This window comes from Bradyrhizobium sp. ORS 86 (assembly GCF_045571475.1).
GTDB lineage: Bacteria > Pseudomonadota > Alphaproteobacteria > Rhizobiales > Xanthobacteraceae > Bradyrhizobium.
The window spans coordinates 697,898-719,690 of the sequence record NZ_CP120699.1 but is presented as its reverse complement, the minus strand read 5'-3'; the positions used below and the strand labels follow the sequence as shown (position 1 = coordinate 719,690).

Annotated in this window: 20 protein-coding genes and 1 tRNA gene; 15 read left to right on the top strand and 6 right to left on the bottom strand. The window is 64.6% G+C overall.

Annotation, left to right across the window (positions count from 1 at the left end):
• Positions 1 to 380: 380 nt before the first annotated feature.
• Together P6U25_RS03260 and P6U25_RS03255 are read left to right on the top strand one after the other, a co-directional pair.
• On the top strand, positions 381 to 3,167 hold the full coding sequence (locus P6U25_RS03260) for an autotransporter outer membrane beta-barrel domain-containing protein (RefSeq protein ID WP_407150016.1): 2,787 nt from the start codon (positions 381 to 383) through the stop codon (positions 3,165 to 3,167).
• Between the two features lie 124 nt (positions 3,168 to 3,291).
• Positions 3,292 to 3,390, top strand: a complete 99-nt coding sequence (locus P6U25_RS03255; protein WP_407150015.1) for a type II toxin-antitoxin system HigB family toxin — start codon at positions 3,292 to 3,294, stop codon at positions 3,388 to 3,390.
• A 493-nt stretch (positions 3,391 to 3,883) separates the two neighbouring features.
• On the opposite strand, the gene P6U25_RS03250 is transcribed toward P6U25_RS03255, so the two are convergent.
• Positions 3,884 to 3,960 (bottom strand) — tRNA-Arg (locus tag P6U25_RS03250).
• Positions 3,961 to 4,230: 270 nt separating this feature from the next.
• Positions 4,231 to 5,703 (bottom strand): sensor histidine kinase, encoded by a 1,473-nt coding sequence (locus P6U25_RS03245; RefSeq protein ID WP_407150014.1) that lies wholly within the window; start codon positions 5,701 to 5,703, stop codon positions 4,231 to 4,233.
• 364 nt (positions 5,704 to 6,067) lie between these two features.
• Between P6U25_RS03245 and rpmH the strand changes: the two genes are divergently transcribed.
• The 10 genes from rpmH (at position 6,068) to dapE (ending at position 14,928) form a co-directional block, all read left to right on the top strand.
• Positions 6,068 to 6,202, top strand: coding sequence for a 50S ribosomal protein L34 (gene rpmH, locus P6U25_RS03240; RefSeq protein WP_008542748.1), 135 nt, complete (start codon positions 6,068 to 6,070; stop codon positions 6,200 to 6,202).
• 30 nt (positions 6,203 to 6,232) lie between these two features.
• Positions 6,233 to 6,598 carry a ribonuclease P protein component gene (rnpA, locus tag P6U25_RS03235; RefSeq protein ID WP_407150013.1) on the top strand — a complete coding sequence of 122 codons (366 nt, stop codon included), beginning with the start codon at positions 6,233 to 6,235 and terminating at the stop codon, positions 6,596 to 6,598.
• 3 nt (positions 6,599 to 6,601) lie between these two features.
• Positions 6,602 to 8,452 carry a membrane protein insertase YidC gene (gene yidC, locus P6U25_RS03230; RefSeq protein ID WP_407150012.1) on the top strand — a complete coding sequence of 617 codons (1,851 nt, stop codon included), beginning with the start codon at positions 6,602 to 6,604 and terminating at the stop codon, positions 8,450 to 8,452.
• Between the two features lie 128 nt (positions 8,453 to 8,580).
• On the top strand, positions 8,581 to 9,231 hold the full coding sequence (gene yihA, locus P6U25_RS03225; RefSeq protein WP_407150011.1) for a ribosome biogenesis GTP-binding protein YihA/YsxC: 651 nt from the start codon (positions 8,581 to 8,583) through the stop codon (positions 9,229 to 9,231).
• Complete coding sequence (locus tag P6U25_RS03220) at positions 9,231 to 9,599, top strand: DUF423 domain-containing protein (protein ID WP_407150010.1); 369 nt, start codon at positions 9,231 to 9,233, stop codon at positions 9,597 to 9,599. The genes yihA and P6U25_RS03220 overlap by 1 nt, the downstream gene beginning before the upstream one ends.
• A 202-nt stretch (positions 9,600 to 9,801) precedes the next feature.
• Positions 9,802 to 10,695 (top strand): acetylglutamate kinase, encoded by an 894-nt coding sequence (argB, locus tag P6U25_RS03215; RefSeq protein WP_407150009.1) that lies wholly within the window; start codon positions 9,802 to 9,804, stop codon positions 10,693 to 10,695.
• Positions 10,696 to 10,847: 152 nt separating this feature from the next.
• A complete protein-coding gene (locus P6U25_RS03210; RefSeq protein WP_407152406.1) occupies positions 10,848 to 11,834 on the top strand; it encodes a DUF1036 domain-containing protein in 987 nt (328 codons plus the stop codon).
• A 162-nt stretch (positions 11,835 to 11,996) separates the two neighbouring features.
• Positions 11,997 to 12,695 (top strand): pyrimidine 5'-nucleotidase, encoded by a 699-nt coding sequence (locus P6U25_RS03205; protein ID WP_407150008.1) that lies wholly within the window; start codon positions 11,997 to 11,999, stop codon positions 12,693 to 12,695.
• A 115-nt stretch (positions 12,696 to 12,810) separates the two neighbouring features.
• Positions 12,811 to 13,656: a 2,3,4,5-tetrahydropyridine-2,6-dicarboxylate N-succinyltransferase gene (gene dapD, locus P6U25_RS03200; RefSeq protein WP_407150006.1), complete on the top strand. Its 846-nt coding sequence runs from the start codon at positions 12,811 to 12,813 to the stop codon at positions 13,654 to 13,656.
• Positions 13,657 to 13,761: 105 nt separating this feature from the next.
• On the top strand, positions 13,762 to 14,928 hold the full coding sequence (gene dapE / locus P6U25_RS03195; protein WP_407150005.1) for a succinyl-diaminopimelate desuccinylase: 1,167 nt from the start codon (positions 13,762 to 13,764) through the stop codon (positions 14,926 to 14,928).
• Positions 14,929 to 15,185: 257 nt separating this feature from the next.
• Here the strand turns inward: dapE and truA are convergent, their stop codons facing one another.
• From truA to def, 3 genes are all read right to left on the bottom strand, one after another.
• Entirely contained in the window at positions 15,186 to 15,923 is a 738-nt protein-coding gene (gene truA / locus P6U25_RS03190; RefSeq protein ID WP_407150004.1) for a tRNA pseudouridine(38-40) synthase TruA, read from the bottom strand.
• Between the two features lie 110 nt (positions 15,924 to 16,033).
• Positions 16,034 to 16,969, bottom strand: coding sequence for a methionyl-tRNA formyltransferase (gene fmt / locus P6U25_RS03185; RefSeq protein WP_407152405.1), 936 nt, complete (start codon positions 16,967 to 16,969; stop codon positions 16,034 to 16,036).
• A 366-nt stretch (positions 16,970 to 17,335) separates the two neighbouring features.
• Positions 17,336 to 17,863 carry a peptide deformylase gene (def, locus tag P6U25_RS03180; protein ID WP_407150003.1) on the bottom strand — a complete coding sequence of 176 codons (528 nt, stop codon included), beginning with the start codon at positions 17,861 to 17,863 and terminating at the stop codon, positions 17,336 to 17,338.
• Between the two features lie 170 nt (positions 17,864 to 18,033).
• On the opposite strand from def, the gene P6U25_RS03175 reads away from it, so the two are divergent.
• The 3 genes from P6U25_RS03175 to P6U25_RS03165 all read left to right on the top strand — a co-directional run bounded on the left by P6U25_RS03175 (position 18,034) and on the right by P6U25_RS03165 (position 21,112).
• A complete protein-coding gene (locus tag P6U25_RS03175) occupies positions 18,034 to 19,242 on the top strand; it encodes a DNA recombination protein RmuC (protein ID WP_407150002.1) in 1,209 nt (402 codons plus the stop codon).
• Positions 19,243 to 19,320: 78 nt separating this feature from the next.
• Positions 19,321 to 19,620 carry a GIY-YIG nuclease family protein gene (locus P6U25_RS03170; protein WP_407150001.1) on the top strand — a complete coding sequence of 100 codons (300 nt, stop codon included), beginning with the start codon at positions 19,321 to 19,323 and terminating at the stop codon, positions 19,618 to 19,620.
• Between the two features lie 121 nt (positions 19,621 to 19,741).
• Positions 19,742 to 21,112 (top strand): AmpG family muropeptide MFS transporter, encoded by a 1,371-nt coding sequence (locus P6U25_RS03165; protein WP_407150000.1) that lies wholly within the window; start codon positions 19,742 to 19,744, stop codon positions 21,110 to 21,112.
• A gap of 124 nt (positions 21,113 to 21,236) precedes the next feature.
• Here the strand turns inward: P6U25_RS03165 and P6U25_RS03160 are convergent, their stop codons facing one another.
• Positions 21,237 to 21,665 (bottom strand): hypothetical protein, encoded by a 429-nt coding sequence (locus P6U25_RS03160; protein ID WP_407149999.1) that lies wholly within the window; start codon positions 21,663 to 21,665, stop codon positions 21,237 to 21,239.
• Between the last annotated feature and the right edge of the window lie 128 nt (positions 21,666 to 21,793).

The window sequence follows — 21,793 nt, the reverse complement described above, 5'->3', positions numbered from 1 at the left end:
AACTCTGCGCACAATATATATGTGAAAGCGAGCACGGTTTTCAGGGAGGAGAGTTCTCAACAACCCAGTTCGCGGACTTTCAATGCTTTGGTGTCCGAGCAGGTAACGACATCGAGTGAATTGTCATCTACATCGAATAAGATTCAGACGAGAGACCGCGGTCATCCTCCGCGCCAGGATCGACCCTCGCGGAATCATCGATGGCGACGTCGCGACCGCGACACTTGGGGCGGCGGGCCCTCTCGCGGCGGCCGCGCCATCCGAGCCACTGCGCGCCATGATTGTGGCGCAATCTGCGAGTATTTTTTCTTACATACAAGCTGAGATTGCTGGCCCATCTTTCACCGTGTCATCCATTGGCTGAGGCGGAGCGGGTTCTCATGATCAAAGTTGCTAAGGCGGAGAAGCTGGCCCGAGACGCTCAGCTCGGGCAGCCGGTAGTCCAACGTTGGTGCGGCAAACTGCGGGCGGTCGGCCGATTGCGGACGCTCTTGTCAGACGCATTTTCGAGGATTGGGGCGCGATCGGCGATCGCGCTCGCCGCGTTGCTCACTACGGTAACCCTGGGTACAAATTACGCCGAAGCGGGCTGTAACCCTGGTGTCAGTTGTACCGCCGGACCGGGCGAAGTGCTGGCCTTGCCGAGTGCGGCGAACCCGTCGCTGTCCTATACCGCTGGCACCCAAGCCCTGGTGGCGCGAGGCGCTGGTGCCAGCGTTACGGCTACCGGCATTACGTTCACCGCGACCACGAACACCGTGATAGCGGGCGCCGCAACGCTACCCGGCACGATCGTCGTGAACGGCGGAACGGTTGTTGCCACGAGCGGCAGCGGTGGTACTGCCGCCCTCCAGCAGCAGGGCCTAGGGCTGCTCACGGCGACGGATACCGTAGTCCGGGCAGCAGGCGTTTCAGGCGACGCGGCAATACGGCTCACCGCCAGTGCCGTAAATCCGATGACCCTCAAGCGCGTTCAGGTCTTCGCGGCGGGTACAACCGGCCTGGACGCGGACTCGCCGACGGCTCCTCTCGTTGCCAGTGATGTCCGCATAACGACGACCGGAAGCAACGCGGATGGCGTTCACGGAGATGGCCTCCTGACAATGACCGGAGGCAGTATCACGACGTCCGGCAATTCTTCGCGCGGCCTGTTCGCATCCGGAGCGGCCACCAATTTTGCGGCCACGGACGTTTTCATCACGACCGCCGGTATCGGGGCGCATGGCGTGGACGTCGAAAACGGGGGCACGGTTATGGCCACGAGTGTCTCCGTGACTGCGACCGGAGCTGGCGCGAGCGCCCTGTTTATGGCAGGTGCTGCGGGCACATTGCAGACGGCCAACGTGTCCGGAAGTACGCTGACTAGCACAGCAGCGCCGGCGATCTCCGTTCTCAGCGGCACGGCCGATGTCATGCTGCGCCAAAACACTGCCGTGTCATCTGAGAGCGGTGTCTGGCTCGACGTCAGGGGGCCGGCTCCAACCAATTCGGGCCTCCTCAATTTGACTGCCGACTTTTCCAAGCTCACCGGCGCGGCGATCACGGAAGCCGGCGCCACGTCCAGTGTGACGCTGCAGAACGGCACAATCTGGAGGATGACTGGCAATTCGAATCTGACGACGCTCGTTAACGATGCCAGCCAAATCACTTTCACGTCGCCCTCCGGCGATCCAACGCTACTGAGCAGTTATAAAACGCTGACCGTTGCGAACTACACTGGCTTGGGTGGCGGGATCACGCTTAACACCTTTCTCGGTGGCGATAATTCCCCATCCGACCGGCTCATCATCAATGGCAGTGCGATCGGCTCGACCACGCTCACAATTCACAACACGACGGGCCCAGGCGACTATACGACGATTGGCATCCCGGTGGTCGTGACAACACCCGGCGGCACGACGGACCTGGGTGCGTTCACGCTCGCGGGCGAGGTGCGTGCCGGCTTCTTTGATTACCGTCTTTTCCGTGGCGCCCCCGACGGTAGCAGCCCCGATAACTGGTTCCTGCGTTCGGACTTCCTCGGCAATGGTGGGAACGGCGGCAACGGCCCGGTCACGCCGCCGGGCGAGCTGCCCGATGTGCCTGCACCCGACAACGGACAGCCGCCGCCTCCGGGCATCTGGCCGATCATCGGGCCGGAGATCGCGACCTATGGTGTTGTGCAGCCGATTGCCCGGCAGATGGGGCTCACCACACTCGGCACGTTGCATGAGCGCGTCGGCGATGCAGCGGCGGATGCCGCGTGCTTGAACGCCACGTACGACAGCGTAGCCATCACCAAGACCCCAGCCGCTCCGGAAACCAACTGTCGGCCGGCCGTATGGGGCCGCCTGTTCGGTCAGCAGATCAACAATCACTACCAGGCCTTCGCCGACCCGCGCGCGACCGGCCAGGTGGCCGGCATCCAGACCGGCATCGATGTCTGGCGCGGCAGTTTGATTCCGGGCCACCGCGACACCGTCGGCGTCTACTTCGCCTATGGCAATGGCAATGTGAGCGTGGATGGCCTCGTCACCAACGCGGCCGCGACCGCCTATATCCTGCAACACACCGGCTCGTTGAACCTCAATGCTTATTCGTTCGGCGGCTACTGGACCCACTATGGTCCCGCCGGCTGGTACATCGACGCGGTGCTGCAGGGCTCATTCTACAACGGCAATGCGGCGACCCAGTTCGCCAACCTGCCAACCAATGGCACGGGCTTCACCTCGTCGTTGGAGGCGGGCTATCCGATTCCGCTACCATGGTTCGGGCCCGGTTTCGTGCTGGAGCCGGAGGGCCAGATCATCTGGCAGCGGGTTTCCTTCGGCGACGCCGACGACGGCTTGGGCCCGGTCGCTCTCGGCACCACGTCCGGCGCCAGCGGGCGGCTTGGCCTGCGTGGCAAGTGGACTATCGACGACCCGGCCGGACGAGTGTGGCAGCCTTACGTGCTCGCCAACGTCTGGCACGATTGGGGTACCGACGTGCACACGATGTTCGGCCCCGAGTCGGTGCTCTTGGCCGAGCAGGCGACGCGGCTGGAGTTTGCCGGCGGCCTGAGCGCGAAGCTGCTGCCCGGCCTCACCCTCTATGCCCAGGCAGGCTATCAGTTCGCAGTGAGCGGCACCGATGGCAGCAGGCGTGACGGCGTCAGGGGCGACTTCGGCGCGCGCTACTCGTGGTAGACACGACATCCGGCGCCACGCCGATTAAGGCGGCACACTGGGCTTCGACGGATGAGGTCCAGAGGGCAGCTCCGAAATCGAAGGTTCTGAACCGCGAGCGCGTCAGGTTCGAAGTTGCGGGAAGGTGGCTTTCGATTTCCGCCGACAAGTGGCCTTTGTAAAGGTCGTCGGAACCCATGCCGAATACGACAGCATCGATGCGCTGACCGTCTCGCAGTTTTAAAGCGAACGATCCATGGAAATCCGACCGATCAAGAGCGATAAAGATCATCATGCGGCGCTCGCCGAGATCGATGCATGTTGGGGGGCTGCTGAAGGCACCGAGAAGGGTGACCGGCTCGATGACCTCCTCGCGCTTGTCGAAATATACGAGGCGAAGCGATGGCCGATCGAGAGCGGCAAGCGTTTTGATCCGATCGACGTGCTCAGCTATGCAATCGAGGAGCTCGGACATACTCAGGCCGAGCTGGCCGAACTCTTAGGTTCGCGCTCTCGCGCTTCGGAGATTCTTTCGCGTCGGCGCGCGCTTACGGTAGATCTGATTCACGAGATCGGCGAGGCGTGGAAAATTCCGGCCACCTGCCGGTCCGGCCCTACAGGATCGAACGCGCCGCTTGAGACCCGACGCATACTCGGGTCGCCCTGTGCACGGCGGCGTCTGTCGTATTGTGTCGTATTATTGGTGGCTTGCGGCTATGAATGGTGCTCTGACGAAATGGCGCGCCCGGAACGATTCGAACGTCCGACCCTCAGATTCGTAGTCTGATGCTCTATCCAGCTGAGCTACGGGCGCATTTTCGCGGCAGGGCTTAGGGCCCGCGCAGGTCCAAGAAGGCCTGGACCGTCGCGAAAGAGCGCTCTAGCTACAGGCTCCCGGCCCGGTTGGCAAGGTCTGGCAGGCATGTTCGGATCACCGATTTGACGGGAAATGGCGAGAGTGACTGCCCGAAGCGGCCTTTTCCGTCATTCCGGGCTCGCGATGGCGTCCGGAAACGCAGCGATCATGGATTCCCGCACTGATTTTTGCCAACGAGATCAGGAATGGCGATGAGAGGTCCCGGCTCTACGCCCGGGCACGCTCGTTGCGCACCGACAGCAGTTCCACCGGGCGGTCCGGGATCGAGATCCGGAACGTGGCGCCGATGGTGCCCTCGACCAGGTGGATGGCGCCACCATGGGCGCGGATCAACTCGGCGGAAATGGCGAGGCCCAGCCCGCTGCCGCCAGGGCGGCCGGAGGTCTGGAACGCCTCGAACAGATGCTCGCGCGCCTTCGCCGGCACACCGGGGCCGGTGTCGGAGACTTCGATGATCGCCACTGTCCCCTCGCGGCGGCCGGTAATGCGGATCTGCATGGTTGAGGCATCGGGATGGCTCTCCAGCGCCTGCACGGCATTGCGCACCAGGTTGAGCAGCACCCGGAACAGTTGGTCCGGATCGGCGTCGATGGTGAGCCCGCGCTCGATCGCACTGATCCAGGTGATCGAGGCCTCCGTCGCAAGCCCTGCGGATTCCCGGACTTCGGCGACGGCCGGCTCGACCAGCATCACGCGGCGGTCGGGCGCCGCCTCCTGCGCGCGGCCATAGGACAGCGTCGACTGGCAGAACGCGATGGCGCGCTCGAGCGAACGCAACAGCTTCGGCGCGAAGCGCTGCACCCGCGGATCGGGCACACTGGCGAGCTGGTCCGACAAGAGCTGCGAGGACGCCAGCAGGTTGCGCAGGTCGTGGTTGATCTTGGAGACGGCAAGTCCGAGCGCGGCGAGCCGGCTCTTCTGGTGCAGCATCGAGACGAGGTCCCGCTGCATGTCCGACAACTCACGCTCGGCAACCCCGATCTCGTCGCCGCGCTGGCTCGGCACGATGATTCGCGCTGAGCTTTCCGGATTTTCGTGGAAGCCGACCAGGCTCGCGGTCAGCCGCCGCATCGGGCGGACGAACAGGTAGTGGAGCGCGAGATAGACCAGGCCGGCGGTCAGGCCGGCGATCAGCAGCGCGACGACCAGCACGTTGCGCGAGAAGCGGTACATCGCCTGCCGCAGCGGCTTCTCGTCGATCACGACCTCGATGAACTGCGCCTGGCCGGGCGCCGGCCCGACCACGCGGATGGTCTGGTCGCCGTGCTCCAGCATGAGTTCGAAGGCATCGACGATCGCCGACCACACCGTCATGGTGCGCATGTCGACGTCGTGGTCGATCGCGGCCGGCAGGTCGGCACTGGCGAGCAGACGACGCTGCTGTCCCATCTTGATGGCAACCGCGCGGGCACCGATGCTGGTCAGGATCTGCCGCGCCAGCGAATCCGGCACCATGCCGGAGGGCGCCGCATCCAGCACCAGCGCGGCGGTATTGGCGGCTGCGAGGCGGTCGTTGAGCCGGTTCATGCGGAAGTTGGCGATCGCCGGCACATAGATCAGGAGCCCGGCGATCATCACCAGGGGAATCGTCAGCAGCAGGAGCTTGCCGGACAGCCCGAGCCGCAGGGGCGGCGTCGGCCGCTGCTTCAGCGGGGTTGCCTGATCGTCAGTTACAGCCACAAGATAAAGCCTTGCTTGGCTCAGGGGTCGGAAGATGCGGCCCGGCCCCCAAGCCGGTCAAATTACGGATCGCTAATGTCGGCCGGTTCCCGCAGGATACCGCAACCGCTCCCCCATGAAAAACCCCGCGAAAACAGATATATTCGCCGCAAATGCGACGTTTCGAAGAAGGCCTTTTGCGTCACCCTGTGACATTGACGAAAACGGGGCACTCCCTTATAAGCCGCGCCAACTGTCCGCGATGGCCCGGTTCTTGACCGGGGGCGGCTCATTTGGGCCGTAAGCGGCCCGTTTTGGGCCCGCCGGCATCACCGGACTTCATCTCAATTCAACGGCAAATTGCCCGGTCAGCGGAGAATTACCCGTGAAGCGGACTTATCAACCCAGCAAACTGGTGCGCAAGCGCCGTCACGGCTTCCGCGCCCGTCTCGCCACGGCCGGCGGCCGCAAGGTTCTCGCTGCGCGCCGCGCGCGTGGCCGCAAGCGCCTGAGCGCCTGAGCCCGGACATCTCCTCTCCGGAGATTCTTTATGGATCGGCTAAGGCAGCGGGCGGACTTCCTCGCCGTTGCCAATGGCGCGCGGGCGAACAGCGCAGGCTTTGTGCTGCAGGGACGCCGCCGCGACGATGATGGCCCGATCCGCGTCGGCTTCACCGTCACCAAGAAAAACGGCACCGCGACCGAGCGCAACCGCATCCGCCGCCGGCTTCGCGAACTGGTGAAGCGTGTCGACGTCATATCGATGCGACCGCACCATGATTATGTGCTAGTCGGCCGCCGTGACGCGCTGACCCGTGACTTTGCGACCATGCTTGACGATCTGCGGTCGGCGCTGCGCCGCCTCGACCGGCCTGCGCCGAAAGCGCGTAATCCGAACGGAATGACGAGACCTTAAGAGATGTCCGATAACCGCAACACGATCCTTGCCGTCATTCTGTCCGGTCTCGTCCTGATCGCCTGGCAATATTTCTACAACGTGCCGCAGATGGAGAAGCAGCGCGCGGAGCAGCAACGGCAGGCCGAGTTGCAGAAACCTGCACCCAATGCGACCCCGGGCCAGCCCACCGCGACTCCGTCACCATCCGCCAGCTCTACGCCCACGACAACACCGTCGACAGCCGCAGCCGGGCCTGTCATCAGCCGCGAGGCGGCGCTGGCCGCGGGCCCGCGCGTCAAGATCGACACCCCGCTCGTCACCGGTAGCATCTCGCTGAAGGGCGCCCGCATCGACGACATCGCGCTGGTCAAGTTTCGCGAGACGGTCGATCCGCATTCGCCGCCGATCGTGCTGTTCTCGCCGTCGCAGACGGCGGCGCCCTATTACGCGGAGTTCGGCTGGGTGCCCGCGACCGGATCGACCACACGCCTTCCCGACCAGAACACGGTGTGGCAGCAGGAGGGCTCGGGCAGCCTGACCCCGACGACGCCGGTGACGCTGAAATACGACAACGGCGAGGGCCTGACCTTCCGCCGCACCATCTCGATCGACGACCGCTATCTCTTCAGCGTCAAGGACGAGGTCAGCAATGCCGGCAACGCGCCGGTCACGCTCTATCCGTTCGCGCTGATCTCCCGCCACGGCACGCCGCAGGTCTCCGGCTACTACATCCTGCATGAGGGCCTGATCGGCTATCTCGGCGAGCACGGCCTGCAGGAGTTCGCCTACAAGAAGATCGACGAAGCCAAGTCGCTCACCTTCGACGCCACCAATGGCTGGCTCGGCATGACCGACAAGTACTGGGCGTCGGCGCTGCTGCCCGACACCACGGCCAAGCTGCATGTGCGCTTCTCGTCGGAACCGGTGGGCAACTCCCACAACTATCAGACCGACTATCTGCTGGCAGCGCAGACACTGCCGGCTGGCGGGACCATCAGCGCCAATGCGCGGCTGTTCGCCGGCGCCAAGGAAGCCAGCGTGGTCGGCATCAACTTCCCGCTGGTCGGCTTCGGCGGCTACAACAAGGAGCTCGGGCTGAACCATTTCGATCTGCTGATCGACTGGGGCTGGTTCTATTTCATCACCAAGCCGATGTTCCTGGCGCTTGACTGGTTCTACCACCTGTTCGGCAATTTCGGCGTCTCGATTCTGCTCGTCACCGTGATCGTGAAGCTGTTGTTCTTCCCGCTCGCCAACAAGTCCTACGCCTCGATGGCGAAGATGAAGTCGGTGCAGCCGCAGCTGCAGGCGCTGAAGGAGCGCTATCCCGACGACCGCGTGAAGCAGCAGCAGGAGATGATGGAGATCTACAAGAAGGAGAAGATCAACCCGATCGCCGGTTGTCTTCCCGTCGCGCTGCAGATCCCGGTGTTCTTCTCGCTCTACAAGGTGCTGTTCGTCACCATCGAAATGCGGCATGCGCCGTTCTTCGGCTGGATCAAGGACCTCTCGGCCCCCGATCCGACCAACCTGTTCACGCTGTTCGGCCTGCTGCACTATGATCCGACGCAGCTTCCGATCTTCGGTCATTATCTGGCGCTCGGCATCTGGCCGATCATCATGGGCATCACGATGTGGTTCCAGATGAAGCTGAATCCGACGCCGCCGGATCCGACGCAGAAGATCATCTTCGACTGGATGCCGCTGATCTTCACCTTCATGCTGGCGGGCTTCCCGGCCGGCCTGGTAATCTACTGGGCCTGGAACAACACGCTGTCGGTGCTGCAGCAGAGCTTCATCATGCGCCGCAACGGCGTGAAGGTGGAATTGTTCGACAATCTCAAGGCCACGTTCGTCAGGAAGGCGACGTAGCTCATCCTCTCCTCATCCCGAGGAGCGCAAAGCGCGTCTCGAGGGATGAGGCCACCGGCCGGGCCTCACGGTTCGAGACGGCGCTCTGCGCCTCCTCACCATGAGGATTGCAAGCGGGCTTGGCATCCATGACTGATGACATCGATGCAAAGCTGATCGAGCAGGGCCGGAAGCTGTTCGCCGGCGACTGGCGTTTCATCTGGGCGTCGCCCTCGATCGCAACGCTACCGCCGATGGCGGGGCTCGAGGTCGCCTTTGCCGGCCGCTCCAATGTCGGCAAGTCGAGCCTGATCAACGCGCTGACCGGCCGCAGCAATCTGGCGCGCACCTCGCATACGCCGGGGCGGACCCAGGAGTTGATCTTCTTCGAGGGTCCTGAAAAGGCTGACTTTAGACTGGTCGACATGCCCGGCTATGGTTACGCCTCGGCCTCCAAAACCAAAGTCGCGTCGTGGACCGAGCTGATCCACAAATTCCTGCTCGGACGAGCGACGCTGGCGCGGGTCTATGTGCTGATCGATGCCCGCCACGGCATCAAGGACGTCGATCTCGACGTGCTGAAGACGCTCGACAAGTCCGCAGTCAGCTATCAGGTCGTGTTGACCAAGGCCGACCAGGTCAAGGCCGGCGAACTGAAGACGGTCATCGCCGACACCACGGCAGCGCTGGCAAAGCGCCCCGCAGCGTTCCCCGAGGTGCTGGTGACGTCGTCGCGCACCGGCGGCGGCATGCCCGAACTGCGCGCCGCGATGGTGCGCCTGATCGAGGAACGGCGTTGATGAGCGGCCTGCACCGTCTCCTGATCGGCCTTGCCGCCATCATGGGCGCCTGCGGCGTCATGCTGGCCGCGGCCGCAGCCCATCTGCCGGATGCCTCGCGGCTGGGCGCAGCGTCCTCGATGCTGCTGTTTCATGCTACCGCCGCGCTCGCAACCGTTGCACTGGCGGACCGCGCCATCGTTCATGCCCGGATCGGCACAGCCGCAGCCTGCGGCTTCGTCATCGCGGCATCGTTGTTCGGAGGCGACCTGACGGCGCGCCAGTATGCCGGCCATGGCCTATTTCCGATGGCCGCGCCGACCGGCGGGACGTTGCTGATCGTAAGCTGGCTGGTGCTGACGCTCGCGGTTGTCTGGCCACGACGTTGATCCGTAGCCCGGATGGAGCCAACGGGTCGCGCGAATGCGCGCCCGATGACAGGCTCCACGAAATCCGGGAAGCCTGTCGCGGCCGGCAATCCCGGATTGCGCTTCGCTCCATCCGGGCTACGAATAGCTCCACCGCTTTACGCCCTGCCCGGCAATCAGATAGAACCGCGCCCACCCCTCCGCTGACGACGAGACCAGCTCCATGACCGACCAGCCCATCAGCCCGTTCGATCAGGCCCGCATCCTGTCCGAAGCGCTGCCGCACATGCAGCAGTATGACGAAGAGACCATCGTCATCAAATATGGCGGCCACGCCATGGGTGCCGAGGACACCGCGAAGGCCTTCGCGCGCGACATCGTGCTGCTCGAGCAGACCGCGATCAATCCGGTGGTCGTGCATGGCGGCGGCCCGCAGATCGCGACCATGCTGCAACGCCTCGGCATCCAGTCCGAGTTCGCTGCCGGCCTGCGCATCACTGACGCCGCAACCATCGAGATCGTCGAGATGGTGCTGGCCGGCTCGGTCAACAAGCAGATCGTCGGCTACATCAACGAGGCCGGCGGCAAGGCGGTGGGCCTCTCCGGCAAGGACGGCAACATGGTGAAGGCGTCGAAGACGACCCGCACCATGATCGATCCGGGCTCCAATATCGAGAAGGCGATCGATCTCGGATTCGTCGGCGACCCCGAGAAAGTCGACCTCACGCTGCTCAACCAACTGATCGGCTATGAGCTGATTCCGGTGCTGGCGCCGCTGGCGACCTCGAAGGACGGCCAGACGCTGAACATCAACGCCGACACCTTTGCCGGCGCGATCGCGGGCGCGCTGAAGGCCAAGCGCCTCCTGCTGCTGACCGACGTGCCCGGCGTGCTCGACAAGTCCAAGAAGCTGATCCCCGACCTCTCCGTCAAGGATGCCCGCAAGCTGATCGCCGACGGCACCATTTCCGGCGGCATGATCCCGAAGGTCGAAACCTGCATCTACGCGCTCGAACAGGGCGTGCAGGGCGTCGTGATCATCGACGGCAAGATGCAACATGCCGTGCTGCTCGAACTCTTCACCAACCAGGGGACCGGCACGCTGATCCATAAGTAATGGCAGGCGCGGCCAAGCGATCGAGGGCCATCACGGCCGGGTTTGTCCCGGCCATGACAGGCCTGCGCAGCGAGCGCCAGACGCCTCCTCACGCCCGGATCGTCGCGGCGCTGACGCGGTCGCAACGGCGATCGCGGCTCGCGCGGCTGATGATGTCGCTCCCGACCGCGATCGTTTCGCTGCTGTTCTCGTCGGCGCCGGCACACGCCGACCTGAAGCTCTGCAACCGCATGAGCTATGTGATCGAGGCCGCGATCGGCATCGACGAGAAGGCCGCGACCGCGACCCGGGGCTGGTTCCGCATCGATCCCGCGACCTGCCGCGTCGTGGTGCAGGGCGCGCTGACCGCCGACCGCGTGTTGCTCAACGCCCGCGCGCTCGGCGTCTACGGCGCCTCGCCGATCCCGCAAAACGGCACCGATACGCTCTGCGTCGCGCAGGACAATTTCGTGATCGCGGCCGCGCGCCAGTGCCGCTCCGGCCAGACGCCCGCACAGTTCACCCAGATCAGGCCGACGCAGACCGACGACGGCAACCTCGTCGCCTACCTCGCCGAGGACAGCGAGTACGACGACGAGCAGGCGCGGCTCGCCGGCATCCAGCGCCTGCTGGTGATCGCGGGCTACGACGCCGCGCCGATCGATGGCGTCGACGGCCCGAAGACACAGGCCGCGCTCTCCGCATTCCTCAAGAGCCGCGGACTCGCAAGCGACATCGTGCAGTCACCGAACTTCTTCGCCACCATGATCGACGCCGTGCAGAAGCCGTCGCCATCGGGGCTGACCTGGTGCAACGACACGCCGCACAAGGTGATGGCGGCGGTCGCGACCGATGACGGCAAGGCGGTGACCAGCCGCGGCTGGTATCGGATCGATCCCGGCAAGTGCCTGCATCCCGACGTGTCGGGCACGCCGAAGCAGATCTACTCCTTCGCCGAGGCGGTCGACGGCGACAACCGCACCATCCGCATCAAGGACAAGCCGCTGAACTGGGGCGGCACCAAGGAGCTCTGCACCCGCGACAGCAAGTTCGAGGTCAACGATCAGGGCGACTGCGCCAACCGCGGCCTCACCGCGATCGGCTTTGCGCCGGTCGACATGACCAGCGGCGGCAAGACGCTGCGCTTTGCGATGCCGTGATCATTTCCTCCGTCGTCCCTGCGAAAGCAGGGACCCATAACCACAGGCCGATGTTTTGCAGTTGTCTATATCCCGAAGGGAAGGTTACTCCCACCTTGCTCAACAATAGCGGACACGGCGTATGGGTCCCTGCTTTCGCAGGGACGGCCCGCGGAGAAAGCCATGACTAAAACTCCCCGCGATTTCGGCCATATCGACACCTGGGTGTTCGACCTCGACAACACGCTGTACCCGCATCACGTCAATCTGTGGCAGCAGGTCGACGCGCGGATCGGCGAGTTCGTCAGCAACTGGCTGAGCGTCACGCCGCAAGAAGCGCGGCGGATCCAGAAGGACTATTACCTGCGCTACGGCACCACCATGCGTGGCATGATGACCGAGCACGGCGTGCGCGCAGACGATTTTCTCGCCTATGTGCACAAGATCGACCACTCGCCGCTCGAACCCAATCCGGCGATGGGGGCAGCGATCGCAAGGCTGCCCGGGCGCAAGCTGATCCTGACCAACGGCTCGACCGACCATGTCGACGCGGTGCTTGGCCGGCTCGGCATCGGTCACCACTTCCAAGGCGTCTTCGACATCATCGCCGCCGAACTCGAGCCGAAGCCCGCACCGCAGACTTACCAGAAGTTCCTGAAGCTTCATGACGTCGATCCCACCAAGGCTGCGATGTTCGAAGATCTCGCTCGCAACCTGGTGGTGCCGCACGCGCTCGGCATGACCACCGTGCTGGTGGTGCCCGACGGCAGCCGGGAGGTGGTGCGCGAGACCTGGGAGCTGGAGGGCCGCGACGCCGCCCATGTCGATCATGTTACCGACGATCTGACTAGTTTCTTGCTGCGGCTGGGCGGAAAGCCCTGATCTCTCCCTACGTCGTCCCGGCGAAGGCCGAGCTAGCCTTGACTCCGGCGCCCCAAATTCCGAAAAAGCCCGGCAAATTCCCGTCATAATCCCCGCACCGCCCAAGGATTGCCCGATGTCCCTGTCTGCCCTCGAATCCACCGTCAACGCCGCGTTCGACGCCCGCGAAGGCATTTCGACCTCGACCAAGGGCGAGGTCCGCGACGCCGTGGATCACGCACTGGAGCTGCTCGACAAGGGCGAAGCTCGTGTCGCCGAGCGGGAGGCGAGCGGCAAGTGGAAGGTCAATCAGTGGCTGAAGAAGGCGGTGCTGCTCTCGTTCCGCCTCAACGACATGGGCCAGATCGCTGGCGGCCCGGGCAAGGCCTCGTGGTGGGACAAGGTGCCCTCGAAGTTCGAGGGCTGGGGCGAGAACCGCTTCCGCGACGCCGGCTTCCGCGCGGTGCCGGGCGCGATCGTCCGCCGCTCGGCCTTCATCGCGCGCAACGTCGTGCTGATGCCCTCCTTCGTCAATCTCGGCGCCTATGTCGACGAAGCCACCATGATCGACACTTGGTCGACCGTCGGCTCCTGCGCCCAGATCGGCAAGCGCGTGCACATCTCCGGCGGCGTCGGCATCGGCGGCGTGCTCGAGCCGCTGCAGGCCGAGCCGGTGATCGTCGAGGACGATTGCTTCATCGGTGCGCGCAGCGAGGTCGCCGAAGGCGTGATCGTGCGCAAGGGCGCGGTGCTGGCGATGGGCGTCTTCCTCGGCGCCTCCACCAAGATCGTCGACCGCGAGACCGGCGACGTCTTCCTCGGCGAGGTGCCGGAATATGCGGTCGTGGTGCCCGGCACACTGCCGGCCAAGCCGCTCAAGAACGGCCAGCCCGGCCCGGCCACCGCCTGCGCCGTGATCGTCAAGCGCGTCGACGAGCGCACCCGCGCCAAGACCAGCATCAACGAGCTGCTGCGGGACTGAGCCGCATCGGGCAAAGACTTCAAACTTGAATCTAAAGCTTCGGTTCTGATTCGATCGGAACCGAAGCTCTAGCCCGGCGCCGGGCATGCGTGTTAAGCGGATGGCATGACTGACGCCATCTCGATCACGCGCGATCTCGTTCGCTGCCCTTCGGTAACGCCGGCCGACGCCGGCGCGCTCGGTGTTCTGGAAAATCTGCTGAAGGCCGCAGGCTTCGAGGTCCATCGCGTGACCTTCTCCGAGCCCGGCACCGCCGACATCGACAATCTGTATGCCCGCATCGGCCGCGCGGCGCCGCATCTCACCTTCGCCGGCCACACCGACGTGGTGCCGCCGGGTGATGAGTCCGCATGGACCGTCGGCGCGTTCTCCGGCGAGGTGAAGGACGGCTACCTCTACGGCCGCGGCGCGGTCGACATGAAGGGCGGCATCGCCTCCAGCGTCGCCGCGGTGCTGCAATATCTGAAGGACCATGGCGGCAAGCCGCACGAAAGCGGCAACGGCTCGATCTCGTTCCTGATCACCGGCGACGAGGAAGACGTCTCGATCAACGGCACCGTCAAGCTCCTGAAATGGTGCGCCGAGCGCGGCGAAAAGTTCGATCATTGCGTGCTGGGCGAGCCCTCGAACGTCGAGGTGCTCGGCGACATGATCAAGATCGGCCGCCGCGGCTCGCAATCCGGCACGCTTGTCGTCGATGGCGTGCAGGGCCATGTCGCCTATCCGCACCGCGCCTCGAACCCGGTGCCGGACATTTCGCGGCTGATCGTGGCGCTGAGCGACGAGCCGCTCGATCACGGCAGCGCGCAATTCCAGGCCTCGAACCTCGAATTCACCTCCGTCGACGTCGGCAACAGCGCGACCAACGTGATCCCCGGCCAGGCCCGCGCCAGGTTCAACATCCGCTACAACGACAATCACACCCAGGAGAGCCTGCGCCGGCTGGTCGACGAGCGCCTGGCAAAAGCCTGCGGCAACCGCATCCGCGCCCACATCGAATGGCTGCCGTCGAACTCCAGCGTGTTCGTCACCAAGCCCGGGCCGTTCACCGACCTCGCCGTCGCCGCGATCGAGGAAGTCACCGGCCGGAGGCCTGAGCTCTCTACCTCGGGCGGCACGTCGGATGCGCGCTTCATCTCCAGCTACTGCCCGGTGATCGAATTCGGCCTGGTCGGCCAGACCATGCACCAGATCGACGAGCGCACGCCGGTGGCCGACCTGGAGAAGCTGACGCGGATATATCGGGGCGTGTTGGACAGATATTTTGCGTAGTCCAGCCGCCCGGCTGGACAAAACATCGAAAACAACCCCATGCACAGTAGGGATTGGGGGCTCGTATTCCACCCGCATCAATCCGTAGGATGGGTAGAGCGCAGCGAAACCCATCATGTGCGCCGCGGATTCGAAAGTGATGGGTTTCGCTTCGCTCTACCCATCCTACGACTGAACCGGCCGCGGAGGTCACCTCTCCCTTGGGAGAGGTCAACCGAAGCCGCCGCGAGTCGATCTCAACCTGACTCCATCCCGCATCAGTAATCCACCCGCATCAGATAGAGGCCTTCCGGCGGCGCGACCGGGCCGCAGGCGGCGCGATCGCGGGCGGCGAGCGCTGCGGCAAGATCATCCGCGCTCCAGCGGCCCTCGCCGACCCAGACCAGCGATCCCACCATCGAGCGCACCTGGCTGTGCAGGAACGAGCGCGCCGAGGTCACGATGTTCACAGCATCGCCGTCGCGCGTGACGTCGAGCTGATCGAGCGTCTTCTCCGGCGATCTGGCCTGGCATTCGGTGTCACGGAAGGTCGTGAAATCATGCTTGCCGAGCAGCCGCTGCGCGGCCGTGTGCATGGCCACAGCGTCGAGTGCGCGCGGCACGCGCCAGACGCGCTTGATGTCGAGCGCGAGGTTCGCGCGGGTGTTGACGATGCGATAGAGATAGTGCCGCCTCGTTGCCGAGAACCGCGCCTCGAAATCGTCTGGCACGATGTCGGCCGCGAGGATCGCAATCGGATGCGGACGCAGATGCGCGTTCAGTCCGTCGCGCAAACGGCCCGGCGGAAAGCTCTTGGCGATGTCGCAATGCGCGACCTGGCCGCGCGCATGCACGCCGGCATCGGTGCGGCCGGCACCGTGGACGCGGACGTCCTCGCCGCAGATCGCCTTGACCGCCGTCTCCAGCGCACCCTGCACCGTCGGCGCGGTCTCCTGGATCTGCCAGCCGGAAAACGGCGTGCCGTCATATTCGATGGTGAGCTTGTAGCGGGGCATTGTTCAATCTGGTTGGCCGTCATTGCCGGGCTTGACCCGGCAATCCATCGCCTTCGGCGATAAGCTTCTTTTCGAGATGGATGCGCGGGTCAAGCCCGCGCATGGCAATCTCAAATGACCTTCGCACCGGATTTCAGCGGGGTGCCGCGCAGGAAGTCCGCCGCTTTCATCCGGGCCTTGCCTTCACGCTGCAGCTCGAGCAGCCGGATCGCGCCATCGCCGCAGGCGATCGCGAGATTGTCGTCGAGCACGTCGCCGGGGACGCCCGAGCCGCTGGCCAGTTCGCAGCGCAGAATCTTCAGGCGCACCGGCGTGCCGCCATCATCCAGTTCCGTCCACGCACCCGGGAACGGCGAGAGTCCATGAATGTGCCGCAGCACCGCGTGCGCCGGCTTGCTCCAGTCGATCTTGGCCTCGGCCTTCTCGATCTTGGCGGCATAGGTGACGCCGTCCTCGCTCTGCTTCGTGAGCTGCAGACCGCCGCGCTCCAGCCCGCCCATCGCACGCACCATCAGATCGGCGCCGAGCGGCGCCAGCGCATCGTGGAGGTCGGATGCCGTCATGCCGTCCGAGATGGCGAGCCGCTCGGCCATCGCGACGTCGCCGGTGTCGAGCCCGACATCCATCTTCATCACCATCACGCCGCTCTCGGCATCGCCGGCCATGATGGCGCGATTGATCGGAGCGGCGCCGCGCCAGCGCGGCAGCAGCGAGGCATGCAGGTTGAAGCAGCCGAGTTTCGGCGCATCGAGAATGGCCTGCGGCAGGATCATGCCATAGGCCACCACGACCGCCGCATCCGCATCATGCGCGCGGAATTCCGCGAGCGCCTCCGGCGTCTTCAGCGTCTTTGGCGTCAACACGGGAATGCCGAGCCGCCGCGCCTCGCGCTCGACCGGCGTCGGCTGCAATTGCAGGCCGCGACGTCCGCCCGGCTTCGGCGCGCGGGTGTAGACCGCCGCGACCTCATGGCCGTGCGCCACCAGCTCCAGCAGCGTCGGCACCGCGAAATCGGGCGTGCCCATGAAGATCAGGCGGAGAGGCATCACCAGCACTCGCTGCGTTCCCTCGCCCCTTGCGGGGTAGGGCAATCGCATTTGGGAAAAAAACGCCCTGTGGCCCATCCTTCGAGACGCCCGCCTTTGGCGGGCTCCTCAGGATGAAGTCTCGTTTTGCGGCACAATAGTAGACCCTCATGGTGAGGAGCGCCGCTTGCGGCGCGTCTCGAACCACGAGGCCGAGTAGGTGCGCAGCCATCCAAGGCGGCATATGCGATAGCCCTGCCTTGCGGGGGAGGGTTAGGGAGGGGGGTAGCCGCAACGGCGGTGCTTGCGGCTACCCCCCTCTCCAGCTCTCCCCCACAAGGGGGGAGAGGGCATATCGCGCAAGCGGAAACGCCCTTCACGCCAGATCTACTCCGCCACGCGCTTGGCGGCCTTGGTGAACTTCTTCAGGACGCGGTCGCGCTTGAGCTTTGACAGATAATCGACGAACAGCACGCCGTTGAGATGGTCGATCTCGTGCTGGATACAGGTGGCGTAGAGGCCTTCCGCGTCCTCCTCGTGCAGCTTGCCGTCGAGATCCAGGAAGCGGACGCGGACGCGCGCGGGACGCTCGACCTCCTCGTAATATTCGGGGATCGACAGGCAGCCCTCCTCGTAGACCGAGAGCTCCTCCGAGCGCGCGATGATCTCCGGATTGATGAAGACGCGCGGCTTCGGCGTCGTCTCGCCGTTCTCGTCGCGCTTGGCGAGGTCCATGGTGATCAGCCGCAGCGGCTGCGCGACCTGGATCGCCGCAAGCCCGATGCCGGGCGCGTCATACATGGTCTCGAACATGTCGTCGGCCAGCTTGCGAATCTCCGGCGTCACCTTCTCGACAGGTTTCGACACCAGCCGCAACTGCTTGTCCGGCAGGATGATGATTTCTCTGATAGCCATGCGCGCGATTTAAGCCGCTGCCCTGCGGGGGTCAATGCGCTCCGGAACCGGTTAAGACGGCCTTAACTACGTTTCTTCAGCTCGGGTTAACCAAGAAAATCAGCGAAGGATTAACCATAAGCGTTCCCTCTTCGTTCGCGCTCGCCGGCGAATCGGCTACAACGGCCGATATGAACGAGATCCTCCTGACCGTCGGCGACCTGCCCGTCCGCGTCTCCGACGCGCTGCTCGGTCTTGGCGTGCTGGCGCTGGCCCTGCTGCTGACCATCGCCCTGGTGATCGCGCGGGCGAGCCGGCGCGGCGCGGAACTCGCGATGGCCCAGACCATCCGCGCCGACGAGTTGGAGGAGCGGCTCGCCGACATGCTGCGCGCCCAGAGCGAGGCTTCGGGCCGGGTCGACGCCATGGCCCAGGCGCTCGCCGGCAGGCAGGCCGAGATGGCGCGGGCGGTCAACGAGCGGCTGGATTCGGTCACCCACCGGGTCGGCCAGTCGATGGAACAATCGACGCGCAACACGATGGATTCACTGCGCGTGCTGCACGAGCGGCTCGGCATCATCGACCATGCCCACAAGAACCTCAACGAGCTCACCACCCAGGTGACGACACTGCGCGACGTGCTCGCCAACAAGCAGTCGCGCGGCGCGTTCGGCCAGGCGCGGATGGAAGCGATCGTCCAGGACGGCCTGCCGAAGGGCTCCTACGAGTTCCAGCACACGCTGACATCAGGCAAGCGGCCGGATTGCGTGGTGTACCTGCCCGACCAGCGGCCGCTCTGCATCGACGCGAAGTTTCCGCTTGAAGCGATGACCGCGCTGCACGACGCGCGCAGCGACGAGGAACGCAAATTCGCCAGCCAGCGGCTGCGCAGCGACGTGCTCAAGCATGTCAGCGATATCGCGGAAAAATACCTGATCCCCGGCGAGACCCAGGACACCGCGCTGATGTTCGTGCCGTCGGAGTCGGTCTATGCCGAGATCCATGACGGCTTCGACGACGTGATCCAGAAGGCCTATCGCGCCCGTGTCGTGCTGGTGTCGCCCTCGCTGTTGATGCTGGCGATCCAGGTGATGCAGCAGATCCTGAAGGACGCGCGGATCCGCGACGCCGCCGACCAGATCCGCAACGAGGTGATGCATCTCGGCGACGATCTGGCCCGCCTGCGCGAGCGTGTGGTGAAGCTGCAAAACCACTTCGGCCAAGTGAACGAGGACGTCAGGCAGATCCTGATCTCCGCCGACAAGATCGAGAAGCGCGCCGGCCGCATCGAGGAACTGGACTTCAGCAAGTCCGAGGCCCCGATCGAAGTCCCCCGCTTCGTCAAAGGCGCGCCGCCCGAGCTGTTCCCCGCCCCGCGTAAGCTGCAGGCGGGGGAGTAGTATGAGGCGCTGATTCCGCCACATAATCGCTGTCATCGCCCGGCTTGACCGGGCGATCCAGTATCCCAGAGGCTGCAGTTGGGATCACGCACCTACTACGTCTACATCCTTGCGAGCCGCATCGGCGGCACGCTCTACATCGGTGTGACAAATGACCTCATACGCCGCGTGGACGAGCACAAACTGAAGCTCGTCGAGGGTTTCACTGAGAAATATGATGTGGTGAAGCTTGTTTACTTCGAGCAGTTCGATGATCCAGAGAACGCGATTCGGCGCGAGAAACGATTGAAGAAGTGGAATCGAGCCTGGAAAATTCGCTTGATTGAAGAACACAATCCGAACTGGGAAGACTTGTATCCAGGCATTGCCGGTGTCTAACTGTGGTCATGCCCCGCGAAGGCGGGGCATCCAGTACGCCGGGACGTGGGTGGCTGGACGGAATCGTCACGGAGTACTGGATCGTCCGCCTTCGCGGACGATGACCTTGTTCACGGAATAGATGACCGCACCCAAAGCGACCGCCACCTCGCCAGAAAAGGCTGCCTCCACCGCCGTCTCCTGGCGCGACAGCCTCGCCGTGTATTTGCAGCCGCGCGTGCTGATCGTGATGCTGCTCGGCTTCTCCTCGGGCCTGCCATTGGCGCTGTCGGGCTCGACCTTGCAGGTGTGGATGAAGGAGGCCGGGGTCGATCTCGGCACCATCGGGCTGCTCGCGCTGATCGGCACGCCCTACACGCTGAAGTTCCTCTGGGCGCCCCTGGTCGACGCGCTGCATGTTCCGCTGTTCACGCAGGTCTTCGGGCGCCGCCGCGGCTGGCTAGTGTTCTCGCAATTGCTGTTGATCGCCGCGATCCTGGTGCTGGCGATGGCCGATCCGGCGCGATCGCCGTGGTTTGCGGCGTTCGCCGCACTTCTGGTCGCGACGGCGTCATCGACACAGGACATCGTGGTCGACGCGTTCCGGGTCGAGAGCCTGCCTGAGCCCGAGCAAGCCGCCGGCATGGCATCCTACGTCGCGGCCTACCGCGTCGGCATGCTGGTTTCGACCGCCGGCGCGCTGTTCATCGTCAGCGGCTTTGAATCGGGCGGGCTCGCACGCACATCCGCCTGGATGTGGGGCTATGTGGTGATGGCCGCGCTGGTGCTGATCGGCACCATCACCGCGCTGGCCGCAACCGAGCCCACGCAATCCAGGAACGCCGAAGCCGCGACGCATGCGCAGACTGCGCTCCAGCGCGTGCTGCGCGCAGCGCTTGGCGCATTCTCCGAATTCCTCGGCCGCAAGGATGCCTTCGCGGCGCTGGCCTTCGTGGTTCTGTTCAAGTTCACCGACGCATTTTCCGGCACCATGACCGCGCCGTTCGTGATCGATATCGGCTTTTCCAAGGTCGATTACGCGGCGATCGTGAAGGGCGTCGGGCTTGCCGCAACGCTGATCGGCGGCTTTGCCGGCGGCTTCGTGGCGCGGCGCTATTCGCTCGCGACCAGCCTCTGGATCGGCGGCGTGCTGCAAGCGATCGCCAATCTCGCGTTCTCCTGGCTCGCGCATGTCGGCGTCAATCAATGGGCGCTGGCGCTGGCGATCACGGCGGAGAACTTCACCAGCGCCATCGGCACCGTGATCTTCGTCGCCTATCTCTCGGCGCTGTGCCGCAACCCGCTACACACCGCGACCCAGTATGCCCTGCTGACCGCGCTGGCCGCGGTCGGCCGCACCTATCTGTCGTCAGGCGCGGGTTATGTGGCCAAGGCCGTGGGCTGGCCGGTGTTCTTCGTGATCTGCGTGCTGGTCGCGATCCCGAGCCTGCTGCTGCTCGCCTGGCTGCAGCGGCGCAAGCATTTTGAGGAGCTGGGGCCGGTGAGGGTTTAGCTCCCCTGTCATCACCCGCGCATGCGGGTGATCCAGTATTCCAGAGGCGGTGGTACTTGAATCGAGAGGCCGCGGCGTACTGGATCGCCCGGACAAGCCGGGCGATGACACCGAAATGAGGCATCTACTTCGTCACCACGCTCCATTTCGTGACGATGGCTTCGCTCATCTGGCCGGCATCCTCTGCGCAGGCGATCTCATCGACCTTCACCGAGATTTCCTTGCCGGTGAGGCTCCTGAGCTGGGCGGCCTGGGCTTCGCTGGTCGTGACCAGTTGGAACGTCTCCGGCCCGGTCTCGAGGTTGCACAGACCGTTCGGCGGCGGCAGGCGGCGCGGCTCGCTGGTGATCTGGTAGGTCGCGACGCGCTTGCCGCCGTTCTTGGCGTCGCGCACCCGCATGGCGTTGAGTTCCCCCGACAGCACGTCACCCGCCCTGATCAGCTTGCCGGGCTTCTGCGGCGCGTCGCTCGGCTGCGCCCCGGCACAGGGCGCGAGCAAGACTGCAGCCAGAAGCGCAAAGCCCAGGCCTACGCCGAATCGGTGTGTCGTCATGTCCAGTGGTTCCGTATCTGATTCGTCAGAGCGTGAATGACCGTCCCCGAATCGTCATCCAACCCTATCATGTTGTTTCAGCGCGATCTTTCTCAAACGCGCTGATCGCATCGCGATGCCGCGACGCT

Excerpts from the sequence above, each read along its gene's own strand:
- P6U25_RS03260 (WP_407150016.1), top strand. The coding sequence starts at position 381 with ATGATCAAAGTTGCTAAGGCGGAGAAGCTGGCCCGAGACGCTCAGCTC.
- rnpA (WP_407150013.1), top strand. The coding sequence starts at position 6,233 with ATGGATCGGCTAAGGCAGCGGGCGGACTTCCTCGCCGTTGCCAATGGC.
- yidC (WP_407150012.1), top strand. The coding sequence starts at position 6,602 with ATGTCCGATAACCGCAACACGATCCTTGCCGTCATTCTGTCCGGTCTC.
- yihA (WP_407150011.1), top strand. The coding sequence starts at position 8,581 with ATGACTGATGACATCGATGCAAAGCTGATCGAGCAGGGCCGGAAGCTG.
- P6U25_RS03220 (WP_407150010.1), top strand. The coding sequence starts at position 9,231 with ATGAGCGGCCTGCACCGTCTCCTGATCGGCCTTGCCGCCATCATGGGC.
- argB (WP_407150009.1), top strand. The coding sequence starts at position 9,802 with ATGACCGACCAGCCCATCAGCCCGTTCGATCAGGCCCGCATCCTGTCC.
- P6U25_RS03210 (WP_407152406.1), top strand. The coding sequence starts at position 10,848 with ATGTCGCTCCCGACCGCGATCGTTTCGCTGCTGTTCTCGTCGGCGCCG.
- P6U25_RS03205 (WP_407150008.1), top strand. The coding sequence starts at position 11,997 with ATGACTAAAACTCCCCGCGATTTCGGCCATATCGACACCTGGGTGTTC.
- dapD (WP_407150006.1), top strand. The coding sequence starts at position 12,811 with ATGTCCCTGTCTGCCCTCGAATCCACCGTCAACGCCGCGTTCGACGCC.
- dapE (WP_407150005.1), top strand. The coding sequence starts at position 13,762 with ATGACTGACGCCATCTCGATCACGCGCGATCTCGTTCGCTGCCCTTCG.
- truA (WP_407150004.1), bottom strand. The coding sequence starts at position 15,923 with ATGCCCCGCTACAAGCTCACCATCGAATATGACGGCACGCCGTTTTCC.
- fmt (WP_407152405.1), bottom strand. The coding sequence starts at position 16,969 with ATGCCTCTCCGCCTGATCTTCATGGGCACGCCCGATTTCGCGGTGCCG.
- def (WP_407150003.1), bottom strand. The coding sequence starts at position 17,863 with ATGGCTATCAGAGAAATCATCATCCTGCCGGACAAGCAGTTGCGGCTG.
- P6U25_RS03175 (WP_407150002.1), top strand. The coding sequence starts at position 18,034 with ATGAACGAGATCCTCCTGACCGTCGGCGACCTGCCCGTCCGCGTCTCC.
- P6U25_RS03165 (WP_407150000.1), top strand. The coding sequence starts at position 19,742 with ATGACCGCACCCAAAGCGACCGCCACCTCGCCAGAAAAGGCTGCCTCC.
- P6U25_RS03160 (WP_407149999.1), bottom strand. The coding sequence starts at position 21,665 with ATGACGACACACCGATTCGGCGTAGGCCTGGGCTTTGCGCTTCTGGCT.